Origin of the sequence: Arcobacter defluvii (assembly GCF_013201725.1) — a bacterium.
Classification (GTDB): domain Bacteria; phylum Campylobacterota; class Campylobacteria; order Campylobacterales; family Arcobacteraceae; genus Aliarcobacter; species Aliarcobacter defluvii.
Genome location: NZ_CP053835.1, coordinates 1,868,355 through 1,889,317, shown reverse-complemented (window position 1 = coordinate 1,889,317; position 20,963 = coordinate 1,868,355). Strand labels below are relative to the sequence as shown.

Annotated in this window: 25 protein-coding genes; 10 read left to right on the top strand and 15 right to left on the bottom strand. The window is 24.8% G+C overall.

What is annotated here, in order from left to right:
* Positions 1 to 27: 27 nt before the first annotated feature.
* Genes ADFLV_RS09465 through ADFLV_RS09435 form a run of 7 tightly spaced genes read right to left on the bottom strand, consistent with a single transcriptional unit; the run spans position 28 to position 6,665 of the window.
* On the bottom strand, positions 28 to 477 hold the full coding sequence (locus ADFLV_RS09465; protein ID WP_129011302.1) for a YaiI/YqxD family protein: 450 nt from the start codon (positions 475 to 477) through the stop codon (positions 28 to 30).
* Positions 474 to 1,787, bottom strand: a complete 1,314-nt coding sequence (locus ADFLV_RS09460; RefSeq protein ID WP_014474502.1) for a murein hydrolase activator EnvC family protein — start codon at positions 1,785 to 1,787, stop codon at positions 474 to 476. The genes ADFLV_RS09465 and ADFLV_RS09460 overlap by 4 nt, the downstream gene beginning before the upstream one ends.
* Entirely contained in the window at positions 1,780 to 2,598 is an 819-nt protein-coding gene (locus ADFLV_RS09455; protein WP_014474501.1) for a hypothetical protein, read from the bottom strand. Before ADFLV_RS09455 ends, ADFLV_RS09460 begins: the two co-directional genes overlap by 8 nt.
* Complete coding sequence (locus tag ADFLV_RS09450; protein ID WP_014474500.1) at positions 2,585 to 3,247, bottom strand: cell division ATP-binding protein FtsE; 663 nt, start codon at positions 3,245 to 3,247, stop codon at positions 2,585 to 2,587. Before ADFLV_RS09450 ends, ADFLV_RS09455 begins: the two co-directional genes overlap by 14 nt.
* A complete protein-coding gene (gene trmB, locus ADFLV_RS09445; RefSeq protein WP_129011301.1) occupies positions 3,244 to 4,437 on the bottom strand; it encodes a tRNA (guanosine(46)-N7)-methyltransferase TrmB in 1,194 nt (397 codons plus the stop codon). The genes ADFLV_RS09450 and trmB overlap by 4 nt, the downstream gene beginning before the upstream one ends.
* A gap of 13 nt (positions 4,438 to 4,450) precedes the next feature.
* Complete coding sequence (locus ADFLV_RS09440) at positions 4,451 to 5,731, bottom strand: fibronectin type III domain-containing protein (protein WP_228712384.1); 1,281 nt, start codon at positions 5,729 to 5,731, stop codon at positions 4,451 to 4,453.
* A complete protein-coding gene (locus ADFLV_RS09435; RefSeq protein WP_129011300.1) occupies positions 5,679 to 6,665 on the bottom strand; it encodes an RluA family pseudouridine synthase in 987 nt (328 codons plus the stop codon). The genes ADFLV_RS09440 and ADFLV_RS09435 overlap by 53 nt, the downstream gene beginning before the upstream one ends.
* A 19-nt stretch (positions 6,666 to 6,684) precedes the next feature.
* On the opposite strand from ADFLV_RS09435, the gene ADFLV_RS09430 reads away from it, so the two are divergent.
* Positions 6,685 to 7,791 (top strand): FtsW/RodA/SpoVE family cell cycle protein, encoded by a 1,107-nt coding sequence (locus ADFLV_RS09430; RefSeq protein ID WP_129011299.1) that lies wholly within the window; start codon positions 6,685 to 6,687, stop codon positions 7,789 to 7,791.
* A gap of 53 nt (positions 7,792 to 7,844) precedes the next feature.
* Here ADFLV_RS09430 and ADFLV_RS09425 read toward each other — a convergent pair whose 3' ends face one another.
* Both ADFLV_RS09425 and ADFLV_RS09420 read right to left on the bottom strand, forming a co-directional pair.
* Positions 7,845 to 8,543: a hypothetical protein gene (locus ADFLV_RS09425; protein WP_129011298.1), complete on the bottom strand. Its 699-nt coding sequence runs from the start codon at positions 8,541 to 8,543 to the stop codon at positions 7,845 to 7,847.
* Positions 8,544 to 8,551: 8 nt separating this feature from the next.
* Positions 8,552 to 9,262 carry an energy transducer TonB gene (locus tag ADFLV_RS09420; RefSeq protein ID WP_172658781.1) on the bottom strand — a complete coding sequence of 237 codons (711 nt, stop codon included), beginning with the start codon at positions 9,260 to 9,262 and terminating at the stop codon, positions 8,552 to 8,554.
* 129 nt (positions 9,263 to 9,391) lie between these two features.
* Between ADFLV_RS09420 and hemL the strand changes: the two genes are divergently transcribed.
* The 4 genes from hemL to ADFLV_RS09400 all read left to right on the top strand — a co-directional run bounded on the left by hemL (position 9,392) and on the right by ADFLV_RS09400 (position 11,924).
* Complete coding sequence (gene hemL / locus ADFLV_RS09415; RefSeq protein ID WP_129011297.1) at positions 9,392 to 10,672, top strand: glutamate-1-semialdehyde 2,1-aminomutase; 1,281 nt, start codon at positions 9,392 to 9,394, stop codon at positions 10,670 to 10,672.
* Between the two features lie 94 nt (positions 10,673 to 10,766).
* Positions 10,767 to 11,084, top strand: coding sequence for a pyrimidine/purine nucleoside phosphorylase (gene ppnP / locus ADFLV_RS09410; RefSeq protein WP_014474492.1), 318 nt, complete (start codon positions 10,767 to 10,769; stop codon positions 11,082 to 11,084).
* A gap of 2 nt (positions 11,085 to 11,086) precedes the next feature.
* Positions 11,087 to 11,389 (top strand): AtpZ/AtpI family protein, encoded by a 303-nt coding sequence (locus ADFLV_RS09405; protein ID WP_172658780.1) that lies wholly within the window; start codon positions 11,087 to 11,089, stop codon positions 11,387 to 11,389.
* The gene (locus ADFLV_RS09400) at positions 11,376 to 11,924 is read left to right on the top strand and encodes a hypothetical protein (protein ID WP_164968514.1); all 549 of its coding nucleotides are present in this window, start codon (positions 11,376 to 11,378) and stop codon (positions 11,922 to 11,924) included. The genes ADFLV_RS09405 and ADFLV_RS09400 overlap by 14 nt, the downstream gene beginning before the upstream one ends.
* An 8-nt stretch (positions 11,925 to 11,932) precedes the next feature.
* Here the strand turns inward: ADFLV_RS09400 and ADFLV_RS09395 are convergent, their stop codons facing one another.
* The gene (locus tag ADFLV_RS09395) at positions 11,933 to 12,616 is read right to left on the bottom strand and encodes a hypothetical protein (RefSeq protein ID WP_014474489.1); all 684 of its coding nucleotides are present in this window, start codon (positions 12,614 to 12,616) and stop codon (positions 11,933 to 11,935) included.
* A gap of 4 nt (positions 12,617 to 12,620) precedes the next feature.
* Positions 12,621 to 14,507, bottom strand: coding sequence for an RNA polymerase sigma factor RpoD (rpoD, locus tag ADFLV_RS09390; RefSeq protein ID WP_014474488.1), 1,887 nt, complete (start codon positions 14,505 to 14,507; stop codon positions 12,621 to 12,623).
* Positions 14,508 to 14,683: 176 nt separating this feature from the next.
* Between rpoD and ADFLV_RS09385 the strand changes: the two genes are divergently transcribed.
* From ADFLV_RS09385 to ADFLV_RS09375, 3 genes are all read left to right on the top strand, one after another.
* Positions 14,684 to 15,184, top strand: coding sequence for a 3-isopropylmalate dehydratase small subunit (locus ADFLV_RS09385; RefSeq protein ID WP_014474487.1), 501 nt, complete (start codon positions 14,684 to 14,686; stop codon positions 15,182 to 15,184).
* A gap of 559 nt (positions 15,185 to 15,743) precedes the next feature.
* A complete protein-coding gene (locus ADFLV_RS09380; RefSeq protein WP_129011296.1) occupies positions 15,744 to 16,529 on the top strand; it encodes a SprT-like domain-containing protein in 786 nt (261 codons plus the stop codon).
* 611 nt (positions 16,530 to 17,140) lie between these two features.
* Positions 17,141 to 17,320 carry a hypothetical protein gene (locus ADFLV_RS09375; RefSeq protein ID WP_129011295.1) on the top strand — a complete coding sequence of 60 codons (180 nt, stop codon included), beginning with the start codon at positions 17,141 to 17,143 and terminating at the stop codon, positions 17,318 to 17,320.
* Here the strand turns inward: ADFLV_RS09375 and ADFLV_RS09370 are convergent.
* From ADFLV_RS09370 to ADFLV_RS09360, 3 genes are read right to left on the bottom strand one after another with little or no spacing between them, the layout of a single operon-like run.
* On the bottom strand, positions 17,312 to 17,914 hold the full coding sequence (locus ADFLV_RS09370; RefSeq protein WP_129011294.1) for an ATPase: 603 nt from the start codon (positions 17,912 to 17,914) through the stop codon (positions 17,312 to 17,314). The genes ADFLV_RS09375 and ADFLV_RS09370 overlap by 9 nt on opposite strands.
* Positions 17,911 to 18,273: a hypothetical protein gene (locus ADFLV_RS09365; RefSeq protein WP_129011293.1), complete on the bottom strand. Its 363-nt coding sequence runs from the start codon at positions 18,271 to 18,273 to the stop codon at positions 17,911 to 17,913. The genes ADFLV_RS09370 and ADFLV_RS09365 overlap by 4 nt, the downstream gene beginning before the upstream one ends.
* Positions 18,266 to 18,532: a hypothetical protein gene (locus tag ADFLV_RS09360; protein WP_129011292.1), complete on the bottom strand. Its 267-nt coding sequence runs from the start codon at positions 18,530 to 18,532 to the stop codon at positions 18,266 to 18,268. The genes ADFLV_RS09365 and ADFLV_RS09360 overlap by 8 nt, the downstream gene beginning before the upstream one ends.
* A 272-nt stretch (positions 18,533 to 18,804) precedes the next feature.
* On the opposite strand from ADFLV_RS09360, the gene ADFLV_RS09355 reads away from it, so the two are divergent.
* Positions 18,805 to 19,362, top strand: coding sequence for a hypothetical protein (locus tag ADFLV_RS09355; protein WP_129011291.1), 558 nt, complete (start codon positions 18,805 to 18,807; stop codon positions 19,360 to 19,362).
* A gap of 2 nt (positions 19,363 to 19,364) precedes the next feature.
* Complete coding sequence (mobP1, locus tag ADFLV_RS09350; RefSeq protein WP_129011290.1) at positions 19,365 to 20,591, top strand: MobP1 family relaxase; 1,227 nt, start codon at positions 19,365 to 19,367, stop codon at positions 20,589 to 20,591.
* Between the two features lie 3 nt (positions 20,592 to 20,594).
* Here mobP1 and ADFLV_RS09345 read toward each other — a convergent pair whose 3' ends face one another.
* Entirely contained in the window at positions 20,595 to 20,954 is a 360-nt protein-coding gene (locus ADFLV_RS09345) for a hypothetical protein (protein WP_129011289.1), read from the bottom strand.
* Positions 20,955 to 20,963: the final 9 nt, after the last annotated feature.

Below are 20,963 nucleotides of genomic sequence, written 5' to 3'. Positions count from 1 at the left end.
GTCTATTAAAATTATGGTAAATCCTTATTATTTGTAATATTTTTGCAAAAAAGCATTAAATGAATTTGCAAATTGTTGTGCATCTTTTTGACTAAAAGGAGCTGGACCTTTTGTCATTTCTCCACTATCTCTTATTTCTTGCATTAAATTCCTAATTGCAAGATACTGTTTTATATTATCTTGCGTATAAGTTGCACCTCTATGGTCTATTGCATGGGCATTTTTTTGTATAGTTCTATCAGCTAGTGGAATATCTGCTGTTATTACAAGGTCATTTTCTTGCAACATTTCAATTATCTTATCATCTGCTTCATCTTGTTTTGTATCAACAATTATATATTTTATATAATTAGAAGTGCCTATATTGATTTTTTTATTTGCAATTACAATTGTATCTATTTTTTGTTTTTCAATAGCTCTTAAAACAATTGGTTTTAACAAATTTGGAAAAGCATCACCATCTATAAAAAGTTTCATATTTTAAACAAATCTTTTGGATCAATATGAGATGAATCTTTCGTTACTTGAAACATTAAACTATCATCAACTCTTCCAACAACGTATCCTTGTTTTATCCATTTTCCTACAACTAAAGTTGGAGAAATTTCATCTAAATGAGAGTAAATAGTGTGTAATCCACCTTCATGTTGAATAATTACAACATTATCAAGCATACCTGCATTTTTTTTAGCATAAACAACTTTTCCATTTAAAACTGCTACAACTTTTGCTTTAGGTTCATTGCTTTTTAAAACAATAGATTCATTAAAAAGTTTTATTTTATAAATTGGGTCATAATATGTTCCAAAATTTTTTACAACTTTAAATGATTTTAATGGAGCAATAGATTTTTCACCTCTATATTTTATTATTTTTATTCCATCAGTTGAAGAACCAATTTTTTTTACATCTAAATTTAGATTCTTTGCATATTTTTGATTTCTAACATCAGATGTTTGTATTTCATCATCATTTACTGTATCTTCTTGAGTTGTTGTTGAACCTTTTTTAGTATTTAAAAGTGTTTGTAATTTTTTTCTTTTTTCCTCTTCTTCTCTTTGTGCAATTTTTTTATCTTCTTCTTCTTTTAAAATATTTAATTCAGCAAGTAAATTTTTCAATGATTCTTGTTGTTTTACTACTTTATTCAATTCTATTTGATAAGATTTATGTTGTTCTTCAAGATTTGCTAATGAACTTGAATGTTTTTGTTTTAAAGATGTTAATTTATCTTTTGTTTTTTGTCTATCTTCTATATATGAAGAGATTTTTTCAATATCTTTTTGATTGTTTTTTGTATTTGTATATAAAACAGTATATGTACTATTTAATTTAGTTACTTTTTCTTTTGAATATTGAGATAATAAAGTATATATTTCATTATCAATTAATTCTTGTAAAGAGTTTTCAGAAGCAAGTTTTAATGCCATTGATACTGAAAACTCTTCAATGATAGTGTCAACTATTTCTTCTTCATTACTACTTTTTTCTTTTATTAATTCAGTTGATTTCGATTTTAATTCATCAAGTTTATTTTTTGAATCTTCAAGTAATTTCTGATGTTGTTCTATATCTTCATTAACTTGTTTTATCTCTTTTTCTAAATTTATAATATTTGTATTTTGTGATTCAATTTTATCTGCTAAATCTTTTATTTTTAGATTTGTAGTCTCTTTTTTTTCAAGATTTGAGTTTAAAATTTCTTTATTTTGTTTGATTTTTTTATCAATATTTGAAGCAAAAATCAAATTTACAAAAAACAATAATAGAAAAAATATTTTAGTCATTTTTTATCTTATATTTTAATAATACACCAAATATTGTAAAAATTGAAATTGAAAAAGATAGTAGAAATATTTTCATCAATTCAAATGGTAAATTTATTTCAATATCAACAATATCATGTAATTCCAAAGGGAATAATACATCCATATTATTTGAAACATAATAAAGAAAACAAGTTGTAATTAAAAATGCTAAAAAAGAACTAAGAAGTGCATAATTTAAAATAGATGATGCACTGTATAAAATAGAAGCTCCATGCAATCTAAGTATAGAAATTTTTATATTATGTTCATGAAACCATAGTTTTATTTGCTTAGCAATAATAATTATTGCAAAAATAGTAATAATAAAAAATAGTATAAATGAAACACTATTTAGTAAAAGTAATAAAAGATAAATTTGATTATGGTTTTTATAAAATACTTCTACTTTTTTAATATTTTTATTTTGAAGTAAAGTTTGTTTTATTTCCTCTAATTCACTACTTGTTGGAAAAATTTCTAAATATATTTGATAAAAATTTGGAAGTTTTTGTTTTAGTAATTCGATAGAATTATTTGATAAATTAGTTTTGATATTTGCAATAATTTTTTCATTTGGCAAAGCTTGTATTCTTTCAACTTTTATACCTGCAAGTTCACTAAATGTATCTTTTTCAATAGGTGTATTACTTACAATTACTATAGAATAATCTCTTGAAATTTGAGTTTTATAATTATCAACTACATTATTTATTAGTAAAAAAATTGAAAATGCAATTAACATAGAAAGCAATGGAATTAAAAAAGCAAATATATTTTTAAGAAACTTCATAAATGATTCCATCCTCAATAGATAATTGTCTAAATTTTATTCCTAAATTTTTAGGAACTCTATGTGTTACTACTACAACAGTTATACCTAATTGTTCATTTGCACCTTTTAATAAATTCCATACAACTTCAGCTGAATAATCATCAAGATTTCCTGTTGGTTCATCTGCTATTATGATTTTTGGATTATGTGCTAAAGCCCTTGCTACTGCAACTCTTTGTTGTTCTCCACCACTTAACTCATTTGGATAATATCCTGCTCGATGAGTAAGTCTAACATGAGCTAATAGTTTATTTGCTTGATCTCTTGAAACTTCATGAGAATAGCCATTTATTTTAAGTGGTATCATGATATTTTCTTCTATTGTAAATTCATTTACAAGTTTATAATCTTGGAAAATAATACCAATATCTTTTCTAAGAAGTCTTAGTTTTTTACCTTTTATTCCAAAAACTTCTTGATTTTCAATTTTTAAACTCCCATGTTTTAAAGGAATATCTCCATAAAATGATTTTAATAAAGTAGATTTTCCACTACCTGAGTTTCCACCTATAAATATGAACTCCTTAGGTTTTATTGAAAAGTTTCCTTTTTTTATAATATATTTATTATCATCATAAGTAAGGTAAATATTCTTAGCTTCAATCATTTACTTAAAATCTCTTTTAATTTTTTATGTGCATTTATATTTGAGCTTGTTGGAAGAGGATTTCCTTGATAATAAGTAATTTCTCCTTCTTCAACAAGTAAATATTTTGTAACAGGTCTATCAAAATTTCCCATAGTTACTTTTATTAATCCCGAATTATTTTTATTCTCAATAATATATAATTCTTCAATGTGAATAAAATAATTTTTTTCAATAAGTGATTTTGTAGGAATTCCTTTTAAAATTTTACTAAAATCAATTTCTGAATCAAATGAAAAATCAAAGTTTAAATTGATGTTTTTATCTTCATTAAAAGCCTCTAGAACTACATCATAGATATTTTTACCTTGTTTTTTCCATCTATCTTCATATTTACTAGAAACTGCTAAATCTTTATTTATATCAATAGTAATTCTTCCTTTTGGAAGATTTGTTAAAACTTCTGTGCAAAAATCAAAATATTTTCTACTATCAGTTCTAAGTTCTAATGTTCCACCAACTTTTAAAACTCTTAAAGCTTCATTTACAAATTCATTAGAGTAGATTCTTCTATGCGGTTTTTTATCCCAAGGAACCGGAAAATGAACAAAGATTTTTCCAACTTTGTTTGATTCAATAAATTCCATAAATAATCTTGCATCATAATTTACAACTAAAACATTTGTAATACCCTGAATTTCAAGTTGTTTTAAAAGTTGTTCAATTGATGGATAGTGAATTTCAAGACCAATAAATTGAACATTTGGATTTGATTTTGCTTGATGTAAAAGATGTCTTCCACTTCCAAAACCTATCTCTATTTGAATCTCTTTATCTGTCTTAAAATCATCAACAAAATAGTTTATATCTTTTAGATATTCATGTTTTGTCTCTTTTTTTACTTGAAGATTATTTGTATTTGAAAATAATACATTGGCTTCATTTAGATTTACATAGGCATTTAAAGCATTTTTTACAAGAGTAACAGGTGATAATCTCGTAACTTTATCTGCTTTTATCATAAAGTTTTCATCTTTAGGTTTTAAAGATAATAAAAATTCTTTTCCTTGGTTTTTAACAGCAACTCTATATTCTATTTTTCTTTCTTTTTGAGTAAAGTTATATGACTTTGCTATAAATTTAAACTCTACACCATCTTTTTCTGATGGTGTATTTATTAACTCTTTTCTTTCAAATACGATATGTGGCATTTATTCTTTCTTATTATTTTGAATTTGTTTTTGGTATTGTTAATGACGCTTCATTTGTTTTTTCAGATACTAATCCAAACTCATCATTTGCTTGAACTGTATATTTATATTCTACACCGCTTACAATATCTGTATCTTCAAATCTTGTATCTGTTATGTTATTAAATTTTACTAACTTATATTCAAAAAAGTTTTGTTTGATTTTCTTCTCAATATTATATGATACAGCTCTATTATCTCCCGCTTTCCAGTTTAAAATAGCTCTATTATTTTGAATTTGTGCAAGAGTTAATACTGGTTTTGCAGGTTTTGGTAAACTAATCCCTTTTATAGGTGTAATATCAAAAGAACTTTCTAATCCATCTTTTCCTACAGCAATAACTTTATAGTAATAAACTCTTCCATCATCATCTGTTTTATCTGTAAATTCAAGAATATTTGAATTTACAGTTCCAACTTTTTTATATCCAAAAGATGAATAAATACTTCGGTGAATATCGTATTTAATAATATCTTGTGTTGGGGAAACATCCCAAGCTAAAAATATTTTTTTAGGAATGTTATTTGAAGCTCTTACATTTGAAGGTCCAGTTGGAAGAGGTTTTGTTTTTGCTACAACAGGTTTTGAAGTTGCTGATTCAACATCATTGAATGTAAATGCTTTAACTCTATATTTATAAGCTGTATTATTGTCTAACCCTGTATCAATATATTCAACTGATAATCTTTGATTTATAGTTTTTAAATAAATCCATTCATTTAAAGTTGTATTGAATTTTTCAATTCTATAGTATTGAACTCTTGGGTCTGGATGTGGTCTCCAAATTATTTTTATTCTATTTGGTAAATCAGAAATTGCTTGTACAAATTCAACAGCAGGAAGTCTTTGTAAAGTTTGTGCTATGTATGCATCTGTTGTAGGAGATTCACTACCATCTGCTAATCTCGCAGATATTTGGTAAGCATATTTTGTATTTGGTTCTAGATCTTTATCAACATAATGTGTAGCATATCTGTTATCAATAGATTTAATAAGTCTTAAAGTTTTTCCATCTTTTTGTAAATCCATTCGATAAAAATTATATCCTACAACTTTTGGGTCATTCGATCTTTGCCATTCAAATCCAATTGAAGTCATATCTGGAATTGATTTTATAGAATTAAAATCTACAGTTTCAACTGAGTTATTAATTTTAGGTTTTGTTGGTGTATTTAAATTATCAAATATGTTGGTACAACCACTAAATAGAAAAAGTAAAACTGTTAATGATGTAGCTTTCATCAATTTTAACATCTATATTCCCCTTTTGAAAGTTTTTAGTTAAAAAATCATTTATATCTGTTGGTAAATTTGCTTTGAAACTCATTTGCTTATTTGTTATGGGATGGGTTAAATAAAGATAATAAGCATGCAAATAAAATCTATTTATTTTATTTAATTCGCCCTTAAAACCATATAAATTATCGCCAAGTATATGCCTATTTATCGAACTTAAGTGAACTCTAATTTGATGAGTTCTTCCTGTATATAATTTTGCTGCAATTAATTCAAATTTTTCATTATCACTTAATGCAATTTTTGAAAAAGCTGATTTTGCAAATCTACCATCTTTTTCAATTGACATTTTTAATCTATTATTAGGATTTCTTCCAATTGATTTTTCAATAATTGTATTTTCTTTTAATGGCATATCAACTATTGCAAGATAATATCTTCCCATAGATTTATCTTCAAGTTGTTTTGATAATCCAACATGAGCTTCATTTGTTTTTGCAACAACCATAACTCCACTTGTACCTTTATCAATTCTATGAACAATACCATGTCTTTCTTCACCACTAATTGTAGATAAAGAGATATTCTTTACTTTTAACCAGTCAACTAATGTTGCATCTTTTACACTTGGTGCATCATGAACTGTTAAATTATAAGGTTTATTAATTACAAGAATATGTTCATCTTCATAAATAATTTCTACCTCTTTTCCTTCTAAAGAGTTTATTATAAACTCTTCATCTTTTATATTATTAAATTCTGCTTTTGGAAAATGGACATCAACTACTTGATTTTCTTTTAATTTTAGTCCTGTTTTATTTACAGTCTTGCCATCTACTTTAACATACTCTTTTTTTATAAGTTGTTCAATTTGATTTCTTGAAGCTTCAATTTGTGAAGCTAAAAATTTATCCAATCTATTTGTTTCAAAAACAATAAAATTTTTATCCATATTTAGATACTCTTTCACTATGCGTTTAATTGATAAAAGAATTATTTCACACTTTGATTATTTGTTAATAATATTTGTTTTACCTTTGATATTCTTATCATACCATTTAATAAGTGAAACAAACGAACAATTGGCTAATAAACAATTGGTGTATTATACTATTTCTATATTTGCATTTCTTTTAGTATTTATGTTGCCTATAAGAAAAAAGGTGAGAATTATTCCAGCTTTATACTGGATAGGAATAATTTTACTAATTGCTGTTGAACTTATAGGAATTTCAAAACTAGGTGCAAAAAGATGGATTTATATACCATTTATTGGAACTACAATTCAACCATCAGAACTAATTAAACCAATATTTATTTTGATGCTAGGATATTTAATACAACATAAGCCACCACCAAAAAATGGTTATGGATTTAGTGATTTTATATATTTTTCATTTTATATATTGTTACCATTTGTTTTAATTGCAATTGAACCAGATTTAGGAACAGCTTTAGTTTTACTTTTTGTTGGTTATGGAATTTTATTTTTAATAGGTGTAAATTGGAAAATATGGGTTAGTATAATAGTTATAGTTGGAGTTGCTTCTCCTTTTATGTATACTTATTTGGTAAAAGATTATCAGAAAAAAAGAATTCATGATTTTATTTCTGAAAAGCCTAGTTATCATGTTCAACAATCAATTATAGCTATTGGTTCAGGTGGACTTACGGGAAAAGATAGTGAAGATGCAACCCAAACACAATTGAAATTTTTGCCAATTGCAACAAGTGATTTTATTTTTGCTTATTTCGTTGAAAGATATGGATTCTTAGGTGCAATAGGATTGATTTTTTTATATTTGTTGATTATTTTACATTTATTAACAATGAATTATTTTTTTAAAGATGATTATATAATTAGAGCTTTTGCCTCCGGTTTAGGACTTTTAATATTTTTTAATATGAGTATTAATGTTTTAATGGTTATTGGTTTTGCACCAGTTGTTGGGCTTCCTTTACCGTTATTTTCATATGGTGGAAGTTCTTTTATAAATTTTATTGTGACATTTGCAATTTTAGAAAATTTATTAGCATTTAGATATATGAATTTATATAATTATGAAAGAAAGTTATAAAATAAAATTTTTAAGTAATAATTTGAGTTTAAATAAAATATAAAAAATTTTATTTAAACTCCTTGCTTTTCTAATAAATTACTTACAATGTCTAAATCATAAATTGAATCTCCACAGTTTTCTTTTTTTGTTTCAATATTTATTATCTCTTCATCATTTTCATTTGTATATTTATAAGATAAAATATAATCTTTTTTTAATAAACTTAAAGTAGTTTCACTATCACAAAGGGAATCATTAATTTGTTTTTTGAAAATATTTTTAGATTTTTCTTCTGTTAAATCAACACCAATTAGAGTATATACATAAAATATAGTTTTTTCTTTTATATATATATCTATCAAAATGCTATTTGCATCAACTTGTATAGGTAAATTATTTTTAAAGTCTTCAATATCTTTTTCAATAAGATAATCTTCTAAAAAATAGTATTTATATATTTCAATAATAAGAGCTAATGAAAAAAATAAATTTATTGTAACAATAATTTTTGCTAAAAAAGACCAAACTTTTAAACCTGTATATTTAGAAGCACTTTTAAAGGTGATATAAAATATTGCTATTGAATATATTAAAACCATAAAATAAATAAAAAACTGTAAGTATTCAGATTCAAATTTTATAAGATTTACTTGAAGACAAATTTCTATACAGATAGAAATAAAAACAAACCACAACCAAAAAACAATTATTAATGGAATTTCACCTTTAAAAAGTCTACTTAAATATTTTTTTTTATTTTCTAAAATCATTTCTTTCCCTAAAATAGCCTATAAAATACTTTAAATCTTAATTTTGTTGGAGTTGTTGGTCTTGGATAATCTTTATAGGCAATTTCAATTAATTCAATTGTATAATCATCTAATACAGCATAACCAGAAGAATTTATAATTTTTAATCCACTTATACTTCCATCTGGATGAAACATAAATTCAACAATATTTATTCCTCCAATTTTAAGTTTAGCAGCAAGTTTTGGATAACCTAATCTATCTAAAACTCTTTGTGTAATAACTTGAAAATTATTTAGATTTTTTTCTAAATAAGCTTTTTGTACTTTTGTAAAATTTTGATATTCTTCCCCATATAATCTCTCTAATTCATTAAGAATTTCTTTGTTTATAGGTTCTTTTTGTGATAAAAAATTTTCTAAAGTTTTTTCTTGCAAAGAGTTATTTTCTTTTACAATTTGTTCTTGTAAAATACTTTTTTGGAATTTTTTAGATTTTTCAATATCTATCTCTTTTTTTCTTTCAACTTTTTTGCCAATCTTCTTAGGAGTAGATTTATTCTCTTTTATCTCTTTTTTTACAGTTTCTACTTTTTTTGTAATTTGTGGTTTTTCAATTTTTTCTACTTGAGTTTCAATTTTTTCTATTTCAGTTTTTTGAATCTCATTTTTTTTTAATTTTACAAATTTCACATCAGATTTTTTTTCTACAATCTCTTTTTTAGGTGTATTTTCAGGCAATTCTTTATCTTTGTATTTTTTTAATAATAGCAAATGTAAAGATATTGAAATAATAAAAGCTAGGATAATAATTTTCATAAGCGGGATTATAGTACAATTCCGCTAATAAATGATTAATTAGGAATGTGAATGTTTGAAAAATCAATAAAAGCTTATGAAGAAGCTTGTAAAGTGATTCCTGGAGGAGTAGATTCTCCTGTTCGTGCCTTCAAAAGTGTAGGCGGAACACCACCTTTTATTCAAAAAGGTGAAGGAGCGTATTTATATGATATAGATGGAAATAAATACTTAGATTTTGTTCAAAGTTGGGGACCTTTAATATTTGGTCATTGTGATAAAGATATTGAAGAAGCTGTTATAAAAACTGTAAAAAATGGATTGTCATTTGGAGCACCAACAGAACTTGAAACACAATTAGCAAATGAAATTGTGGAAATGTACGATAATATCGACAAAGTTAGATTTGTAAGTTCTGGTACAGAAGCTACAATGTCTGCAATTAGATTAGCACGTGGTGTTACTGGTAAAAATGATATTATCAAATTTGAAGGTTGTTATCATGGACATTCAGATTCTCTTTTAGTACAAGCAGGTTCAGGAATGGCAACATTTGGAGCACCAAGTAGTCCTGGAGTTCCTGCTGATTTAACAAAACATACTTTAGTTTGTGAATATAATAATATAGAAAACTTAAAAAAATGTTTTGAAGAAAGCTCTGATATTGCTTGTATTATTATAGAACCAATTGCTGGAAATATGGGATTAGTTCCTGCAACTGAAGAGTTTTTAGCAACTTGTAGAGAACTATGTGATAAATATGGTGCACTTCTGATTTTTGATGAAGTTATGTCAGGATTTAGAGCAAGTTTAAAAGGTGCAAGTGGAATTTTAAAAACTCAAGGTGATATTATCACATTTGGAAAAGTAATAGGTGCTGGTATGCCAGTTGGTGCTTTTGCTGCAAGTAAAGAAATTATGGGACATTTATCACCTGAAGGTAAAGTATATCAAGCTGGAACTTTAAGTGGTAATCCAGTTGCTATGGCTGCTGGATTAGTAAGTCTTAGAAAATTAAAAGCAAATTCAGAAATTTATGCTGATTTAAGTGCAAAAGCAAAAAAATTGGTAAATGGTTTAAAAGATATAGCAACAAAATATAATATTCCTATGCAAGTAGATACAAGAGGAAGTATGTTTGGATTTTTCTTTTGTGAAAAAGCTCCAAAGAATTTTGTTGAAGTAGGGCTTTGTGATTTTAAAAGATTTGCAACATTTCACCATGAAATGTTAAAAAAAGGTTTTTATTTCGCTTGTTCTCAATACGAAACAGGTTTTGTTTGTACTACTATTACAAATGAAGATATAGATGTATGCTTAAATGCTGCAGATGAAATTATGCAAAAGTTGTAAGAACAACTAGTTGTTCTCTCTAGAGTTTGTTTCTTTAAGTTTGGCTTTGCCAAAGTGTTAAAAGAAATTTAATATTAAAATAAAAAGGAAAATTATGCCAGTATTAAAAAATGTAGAATTAACAAAAAAAGCGAATATTTATTTCGATGGAAAAGTTACAAGTAGAAGTTTTGTAGATGAAAAAGGTATTAAAAAATCTTTAGGTATTATGATGCCAGGTGAATATACATTTGGTACAAATGAAGCAGAGCATATGGAAATTATTGCAGGAAAAGTTGAAGTACTTGTTGCTTGTGGTGATAGTAATTGGGAAACATATGGACCAGGTGAATATTTTGAAGTTCCAGCAAATTGTAGTTTTGATATAAAAGTAATTGAAATAACAGATTATTGTTGTACTTATATTGGATAATTATGCAAGAAGAATATGAAAAACCAAAACATCAAGATAAAATAGCTGCTTTAGATAATCTATCATTAGGTATATCTATTGTTGCTGCAATTATAATAGGTTTTGGTATTGGATATGGTTTAAAACAATTAACTGGATATACTTGGACTTTATGGCTTGGTATTTTTTGGGGAGTTTTAGCTGCTTTTATGAATGTTTATAAAGCATATAAGAGAGCTCAAAAAGAGTTTGAGGGGATGGAAAACGATCCTAGATATTCATATAGAGCTAAACATGGAGATAAATCTTTTGATGATGAAGATTAATCCAGAAGTTGTTAGATTTGTAAGGGTTTTTATTTTTTTAGACCTTTGCATTTTTATTTATACATTAATTTTTCAAAATAATATTTGGTTATTAAATACTCAAGTAGCTTTTGTATCTTCTTTATTTATTACAATTGCTTCTTTTTATTCTTATAAAAAAAATATTCAAAATAGATTATCAAATTTAGATTTATCAAAATCATCTACTTTAGAAAATAGAGATAAAATTGATGAAATTGATGATCCATACGATTTATATACTGAATATGAAGAAATTCCAGAATCAGAGCTTACACCTGAAAAAATTAAAGAAATAATAAATGATGAAAAATCAAAAGTAAAAAAGAATACATTTAAGAATACACTTTTTGCGACAGGTGGTTTTTTATCTCTTTATAGAGTTATTGGATATGGATTTTTGATTTTTGGTTTTTTTGCATTGAATAATAATAAAATATTTATTCCAATTGCTTTTATAATTGGATTAGGTATCGTTCCACTAGGAGTTCTAATTTCAAAGCTAACTAGAAAATAGCTTTGAAATTATAAAATTAGAGGTAAATCTATAGTTACTTTACTATCATCAGCAGTTAATATAAAAGAGTGATGATTCTCTTTTAGATTGATTTTTGAGAAATCTCCACTTTCATTCGAGGCAATTTCTACACTAATTAAAGAATATTTTTTTCCATCAATTTTTATATATTCACCAATTTTCAATAAAATAGAGCAAGAAACTTGTTTTCTTCCTGTAAATGCTTCAAAAATCTGATTTAACGTTTTTATGAATGAACTTGCGTCTAATTTAAATTCAGGAATTGAAGGATCATAATTTTTTGTAAAATTTATATCAGTTTTAATTTTACTTGTAGAAATTGCTAAATCAACTAACGTAAAAATATTTGTACTATTAATATTTTTTATATTTAATTTTGATTCTTTTTTTACCATTGCACTTTTATATAGTTTCATATGAATTTCATCTTCATTTTCATACATAACTGTAATTGCATAAAATGTATAATTTTTAATTGTTAAATCTATATAAGAAGTTAATGCTCCAAAAGTTTTTGGAGCATATGTTAACGCTAAATCAAATAGTTCTTTTTGTTTTATTCTATTTAATAAAAATTGAGCTTCTGAATTAGAATATATTATTTTAGAGCTAGATGAAAAAGATAATACAGGATTTAAGTCCAGCTCAACCCATTCTTCAAAAAAACTCATCTTTCTAACTTTCTACATAATTTTTAAGATTTTTACCAACTTTTGGATGCTTTAATTTTTTAATGGCACTTGATTCAATTTGTCTAACTCTTTCTCTTGTTACAGAAAGTTCTTTTCCAATTTCTTCTAATGTTCTATCACTTGCATCTTCCATAAGACCAAATCTCATTCTAATAACAGCTTGTTCTCTTTCATTTAATTGACCTAAAATTTGATCAATTTGACCTTGTAAATCTTCTTTCATGATATTATCAACTGGTGTTGGAGCTTTTTCATCAGGAACAAAATCTCCAAATTTACCATCATCATCACTTCCAATAGGAGCTTCTAAAGATACAGGCTCTTTTGTAATTTTAATAACTTGTTTTACTTTATCAACAGGAAGTCCTACTTCTTTTGCGATTTCATCAACATCAGGCTCTTTTCCATTTTCTTGGATACCTTTTCTGATGATTTTATTAATTCTATTAATAGTTTCAATCATATGAATAGGAATTCTAATAGTTCTAGCTTGATCTGCAATTGCTCTTGAAATTGCTTGTCTAATCCACCATGTTGCATAAGTAGAAAATTTATAACCTTTTTTATATTCAAACTTATCAACAGCCTTCATAAGACCGATGTTTCCTTCTTGAATTAAGTCAAGGAAGGGTAAACCTCTATTTGTATATCTTTTTGCAATTGATACAACAAGTCTTAGATTTGATTTTGCCATCCTTGTTTTTGAAGTATCAGTAATTTGTTTACCTCTTTTTATTTGCTCAAGAACATCTCTTAGTTCTTCAGGTGATAAATCAAATCCTCCCTTACTTGCTTCTGCTGTTTGGAAAAGTTTTTTTATTTCCATATAAGTAGAAACCATAGTTGCTTCTGGAACCATAGATGTAATTTGTGCTTTTGATAAATTAACAATATTATCTAAAATCTTCTTGTGATTTTTTAATAAAGTTTCATTAAATAATGGTAATTTATATTCTAATCTTTTTAATTCACTATCAAAACCAGTATCAGATTTAAGTGCAGTTTCCATCGCTTTTACAATTTCAGTAATAAGTTTAGAAGTTGGACCTAAATCTAATAAAGCTTCTTTTAAAATTTTCTTTTTAAATGCAACAGCAAGATTGAAAGTCATTTGATCAACTTCATCATCTGATTTTGCAGTCTCTTTTACAGAAAATTTAAGCCAATCTTTTTTAGCTTTTTCTAAATTTTTGAAGGCTTCAATAATAGTTTGTGCTCTTTTATCAAGTTTTTTCTGTTTTTTTCCACTAACTTTTTCTTCATCAGATTCATCAGATTCACTATCAATATCTTCATCTTCAATATCTTCATCTTCTAAGTTTTCTTCATCTTCATTTTCAGAATCATCATCATCAAAATTTTTAAATAATTCTTTTACTTTTCTTTCTCTATTTACTAAAGGTTCTTTATATTCCAAAATAAAATCAATTAGATATGGTACATAACAAATAGCATCAAGAATAATATCTTCACCCATTTCTATTTTTTTAGAAATTTCAACTTCTTCTTCTTTTGTTAAAAGAGGAATTTGTCCCATTTCTCTAAGATACATTCTTACAGGAGAATCTGATCTTGACCATTCAAGTAGTTCTTTATTTTTTAATAAATCGTAAACGTCATCTTCGTTTTCGATTAACTTTTCTCTTAATTCTTTTCTTTTTTTAGCTTCTTCAGCATTCATTCTTTTTGCTTGTTCTTGAGAACTAATTACAGTTACATTATATAATTGTATTAATGCTAAAAGTTTTTTAATGTTTGGACCTGAAGGTGCTTTAGGAAAGATTTTAATAATTTTCTCATAGGTAAGTATAGAATCTTTGTATTCTTTTACCAATTGCTCGATAGTTTTATTTATATCTTTTACGCTCATTGTGTTCGGAAATCCTCTTTATTAAGATGGTCGGATATTATACCCAAATTAATTAAACATCTTATTAAAAAAAATAGATTTAAACAAATATTACTAAAAAATTAGTTAAAATGCATTTTTTTTGAAAATATTTATTTGATAACTTTTAAGAATTATCAAATACAAGGACATATATTATGAATAAAATTACTGGAAAAGTGTGGAATTTTGGAGCAAATATTGATACAGATGTTATTATTGCAGCTAGATATTTAAATAGTTCAGATCCTGAACATTTAGCAAAATATGTAATGGAAGATGCAGATCCTGAATTTCCAAAAAAATTACAAAGAGGTGACATTATTGTTGCTGGTGAAAACTTTGGATGTGGTTCAAGTAGAGAACATGCACCAATCGCATTAAAAGCTGCAGGAGTTGCTGCTGTTGTTGCACCTTCATTTGCTAGAATTTTTTATAGAAATGCATTTAATATGGGATTACCAATATTTGAATTACCTGAATCTTTAGAAATTAAAGAGGGTGAAGAAATTTCAATTGATTTAGATAAAGGTGAAATTACAAATAATACTACTAATAAAACATATAAATTTATTCCAATTCCTCCTTTTATGCAAGAATTAATTGCAACAGGTGGATTAATTAATTATGCAAAAGCAGAAATGGTAAAGGCTAAATAAATGAAAAACTACAATATATCAATAATCAAAGGTGATGGGATTTCCTCCAGAACACGCAAGTTCGAATCTTGCTGGGGTCGCCATTTAAAAAGCCCATAAAATAGGCTTTTATTTGAAGAAATGATTTTATACTTTTCATTTTTATAAAAAAGGTGTCTTTTTAGGTGTCCTTATAAAATAGAAAAATAAATATTTTGCTAAAAATAAAGTAGCTTTTGAATTATAAATAAAATTACTATTAATTTTAAAATTAACCATTAATTTTATAATTAATACCCACCAAATGTACAAACTAATTCCCCTTAATTATAAAATTAATACCTACTCAATTTTTTAATTTATCCCCATTAATTATAAAATTAATGGTATGCCAAAAATAATATGTTTATTTGGTATCTATAGATTTTTGTATTCCTACAAATACATAGTATTAATACTTTAATACAAAAAAGAAGTAACACTACAGTTGTAGTAGTTTTTTTATTTAATAGATTATTTTAATTTATTTATTTGTATCGTACGATATAATTTAAGAAATTAAATATAAAAGATTAAATATATGAATGAAAAAATACCTACTTTAGAATTTTATAAAGATTTACAAGAAATCTATAATATTTTTAATAGAGAACTGTTTGATAATACATTACCTAATTGTTTAATAACAGTACAAAGAAAAAAACAAGTTATGGGATATTTTAGTCCTGATAGATGGATAAATGATAAAGGTAAGAAAAATCATGAATTAGCTTTAAATCCAGCATATTTTGGAAGTTGTAATTTTATAGAAATTTTTCAAACAGTAGTTCATGAAATGTGTCATCTTTGGCAGTTTGAATTTGGTACTCCATCAAGAAAAACTTATCATAACCAAGAGTGGGCTAATAAAATGGAAAGTATTGGATTAATTCCAAGTGATACAGGAAGAGCTGGAGGTAAAAAAACTGGACAAAAGATGAATGATTACCCTGAAAGAGGAGGTAAATTTGAAAAGTTATGTATTAAAATATTTAAAGATGGACTATATGTTAAGTGGTTTGATAGGTTTCCTAATGAAATAACAGTTAAAACACCTTTTTCTCAAGAAGATTATCAAGAACTAGATGAAGAAGAGCTACAAGATGTTATAGATAGTTTAGATGATGATAAAATTTTAGAAAATTTATATACAACAGTTGGAGAGATAATAAAAGACATCTTACCAGTTGAAGAAGTTAGAGCTCTTAATGAAATAAAACAAAAAACTAAATATATGTGTCCACAATGTAGTTCTTCTGTTTGGGGAAAACCTAATTTATCTATTAAATGTAATTCTTGCAATATTGATTTTTTTATAGTTACTTAATATAGTCTTTTATGCTGCACAAGAAGTGCTGCATAAAAGTAAGATTTTTTAACTTTTTATTTTTACTACAAACAATTACAGAGTAATACTTTATTGAACTTATAAATATATGATCTATCAGAGATAGATTAAATTTATAAGTTCATGTGTAAAGTAAATTGATTAAAATAGTTGGTCCAATTAAAATTGGAACTATCTATTTTAAATATAATGACTTCTTTTAACTTTTTAATTTTTTGCTATGCAACAGAAGAAAAACTTATTTATTCTCTTTTCTTTAAATCTTTTTAAATGAACTTTGTTAGTTCAGCTTTTTATAAAATTTAAGTGTGATATGTTATTTTCTTACTTTACTCTGAAAATTTTTTAAATGAGCATATACTCACTTTGTTCCGTTATCCCTCCTTTCAAAAAATTTTAAGCTCCAACCAAGAAAAAACATATCTGATACACTTAATAAAAAGCCCGATGAACTAACGAAAGTGAAAAAGATTTGTTTTTAAAGAAAAAGAGATAAGTTTTTTAATCTTCTTAAAAATTAAAAAAAAGAAGAAAAGACAAACCCTCAAAATCTTCAAAAATGAAAAATATTTTTATAAGGAAATTAAAAAATGAATATAGAAAAAGAATCTCAAATTGCTTTAATTGAATCAGTAAAAACTATTATAATGTTTATTACATTATTTATAGTAATCTTAAAAATTTTATGGGAATTTACTAAGTTTATTTATAATATTTCAAATAAGATTTATAGAATAATTAAGAAGAAAGATACTTCAAGTTTATCTTGAAATATCTAAATCTGTATTTTTCATTTTCTCTTTTGGAGAGAAGAGTTTTTTTTCTTTTACTCCAAATAAATTTCTTTCATTTGATTTTTTAAAATCTAAATTCGTATTATCAATATATTCTAATTTATTAAATAAATTTGAATATTCTTTTACATTATTTACACAGAGTTCATATCTATGTTTTATTATATTTGCTGGAACAAAATGTCCAGTTCCTTTTCTGAACCTATCTTCTACTCTTGCAATATTTAAATTTACATCTTTTGAATGAATAAAATATCCTTCAATTTCATAGTTTTGTTTTTTTAGTTCTTTCATAATTGCAATACTTCCCATTGCTCCATCATCAGTAAAAGTTGTTTCAAATGCAAAATTTTTCTTTTCTTTTATATATTTTCCCATTTGACTAATTGCAATTTGTCCTGATTTTATTTTTGCTTGGTTATTTTCAATTCCATCTTTTACAAGTTGTTGTTTTATCTCATCTGCATTTATGTAAAAAATATTTTCTTTTTCAAAATGCTCTTTTAGATTATTTCTATAAAATGTACTTTTCCCACTTCCATTAACTCCTAATATTAAAATAACTTTCATTTCTCTATTCCATATTTTTTATACCAATCAAAAGAACATTTTATAATTTGCATATTTTCTTCATTTTCTAAAGATATTAAATATTCATCATTAGGATATTTTTCTTTTAAATAATTGAATGTTTTTGTTACAAAATTAAAATGTTCTTGAATCTCTTTTGGTGTTGGGTCATAAGAAGTTAAATTGTTAATTATACTTTTTTCTTTTTTATCAATTTCTCTTTGTTCTTCTGTAACAAAATCTAGTAATGTATAAGTTGTATCTTTCCCCTTCCTTACTTTTTTACTTTCCATAAAATCTAAATATTCTTTATACTTAAAAACTTCTTTAGGTACATAATCTAAATTTAATTTATTCATTTTCTTTCTCTTTTATTTGTTTTTGATTTATTTTGAATGCATCATAATTATTTTCTAATATATTAATGCAGTTAATTAAATTGTATTTTTCTAAAATAGATTTAAATTCAATTTTAAAATTATCATCTGTGCTTAATTTTACTAAAATGTTTTCAGTAAATTCTATATTTGCTTTTTTTAAAGCTTCTTTTTGTTTTTGTTTTGCTTTTTTTAAAGCTTCTTCAATTTTGACTATCTCATCACTTTTTTTTATTTGCATACCTTTCCTTTTTATTAAATTATAAACTATTTAAATGAATTATAAATTATCTAATCTTAAATCAATTTTATTTTTTTAATTGTTCTAAAGTTTTAAAAATGTATTATTATTTAATTAATTTGTATTGCAGGAACGGAAACTATAACACAAAAAGCAGGGCTTTTTTTGTTATATATTTCCCCACCTGTTCTGCAAAGCTCTTAGCTAAAATCTGCGATTTTAGATTTTTTCTAACGAAAAAATATTTTTTAAGTATAAAAAATGAGGATTAAATGAATAAAAGAAAATTAAATTTAATTGAGTTAAATGTTGGTGATGAACTTTATAATATGTTAAAAGATATAAAAAAAATAACAAGCATACCATTAACAAAAATTGTAATTTCTATTTTAAATGAAAAGCTAGAACAAATAAAAGAATTAAATTATAATAAAGAATTTATAGAAGATTATAAAAATATAGATGATACTTTTGAAACACAAATTAGATTTAGAATTAAAGAAAAAGAAAAAATATTTTTAGAAGAACAATTAAAAAAAACTGGTAACAAAAGTTTAACAAGCGAGATAAGATATAGATTGATAAATTCTATTTATAAGAATAAATATTTTTTACCAATAGAATTAAAAGAACTTTCTAATTTGAACTTTCAAATCAAAAGAATTGGATTAAATATAAATTCAATTTATAAAAAAGTTAATTTCAAAGAAGAGTTAAAAAGTGATGATTATACAAATTTACAAAATAGTATAAATGAAGTAAATGAGAAATTAGATTTAATCTCAAATGAAATAAAAGATATTTTAAAATTTGCAAATAATAGGGATTAATTTTGGCTAGAAGATATAGACTTTTTGAAGATGAACTATTAGCAAAAAGAGTATATACTAGATTAGAAAATGCTTCAAGAACTTCATATAATCATAAACAAAAAAATAAAAATTCTACAAAAAATAAAGATAATCCACGAGGTAAAGAAGCAGTAATAAAAATAACTGGAAGTTCAAAAAATCTTAATGTATTTAAAAGACATATTGAATATATTACAAGAGATTATGAATTGCCTTTATATGATAATGATGGAAATAAATACGAAGGAAAAGATGAAATAAAAGATTATATTGATTTATATAATCATGATGGAGCTATTCCTGAATTTGAAAATATAAATGGTAAAGAACGAAGAGAAGTTATGAATTTTGTATTTTCTATGAAAGAACATAATTCAACTCCAGCTGATAAACTTATGGAAGCAGTTATAAAAAGTGTAAGAGAAAAATATCCTAACAATCCAGCAGTTTTTAGTTTTCATGGTGATACAGATAATCCACACATACATTGTGATTTAAGAATACAAGATATTAATGGACATAGAATAGATTTTAAGCACAAAGATAGATATGATTTAAGACGAGATTATGCTAAAAATTTAAGAGATTTAGGAATTGAAGCTTATGCAACAAGTAGAAATGTAAAATATGATTTAGATAAAAATAAAAATTTTGATAGAACAGTACAGGACAAAAATTTAACTGGAGCTGATGAAGATAAAATTAAAAATCATCACTATGAAGTTGTAGAATTTGGAAAAGCTAAATATAAATTTGATGAAAATGCAAAAGATAGTTTTTATGTAAAATATAAAACTACTAGAGGTGAAATAATTGATATATGGAGTGAAGATTTAGAAAGAGTTGTAAAAGATAATGATATAAAAGTAGGGGAATATGTAAGATTTAAAATTACAGATAGAGTTCCTGTTGAAGTAAAACTAAAAAAGTTTGATAAGAAAACTAAAAAATATACTGTTTATACAAAATCGGTTTTAAAAAATGTTTGGGATTGTTCTATTTTAGGAAGAGCTGAAAAAGATTTAAAATCAGTTCCTAAAACTAATAACAGAAAAGTTAAATATGGAACTGAAACAGTTGTAGATAAAACAGCAGAATTTATAAGAATGAAAAAAGAGAGAGAAGCTAAAGAGGGCTTAAATATTTCGACTGGTAAAAAGCCTAATAAGTTTGGGAAACCTATTAAAAAAGATGATAGAGATAGATAATCTCTATTTCTTTAAATCCTGAATGATTAAGTATTCTATATAACTGTTTAACTCTAAGCCAAATTTTGAAGCTTTATCTTTTACTTGTTCTAGTAAAGTATCATTGATTTTGATTTCATTTTTATTGATTTGTTGTTTATTAAAATCTTTAAATATTTCGTTATATATTCCAAGTTCTTTACATTTTTTTTTAATAGCATTAATAGAATTTCTAAGTTTCCAGCTTGAAATAGATTGTTGTGTAGTATTTATTTTTGATGCTAACTCTGAATATGTCGAGGCATTATAATGAGATAATAAGTTATCAATTAATATCTCAGCTTGATTAACAAAAAATTTTTCAAAAATTCTTTCAGCTTCCATTTTTTATCT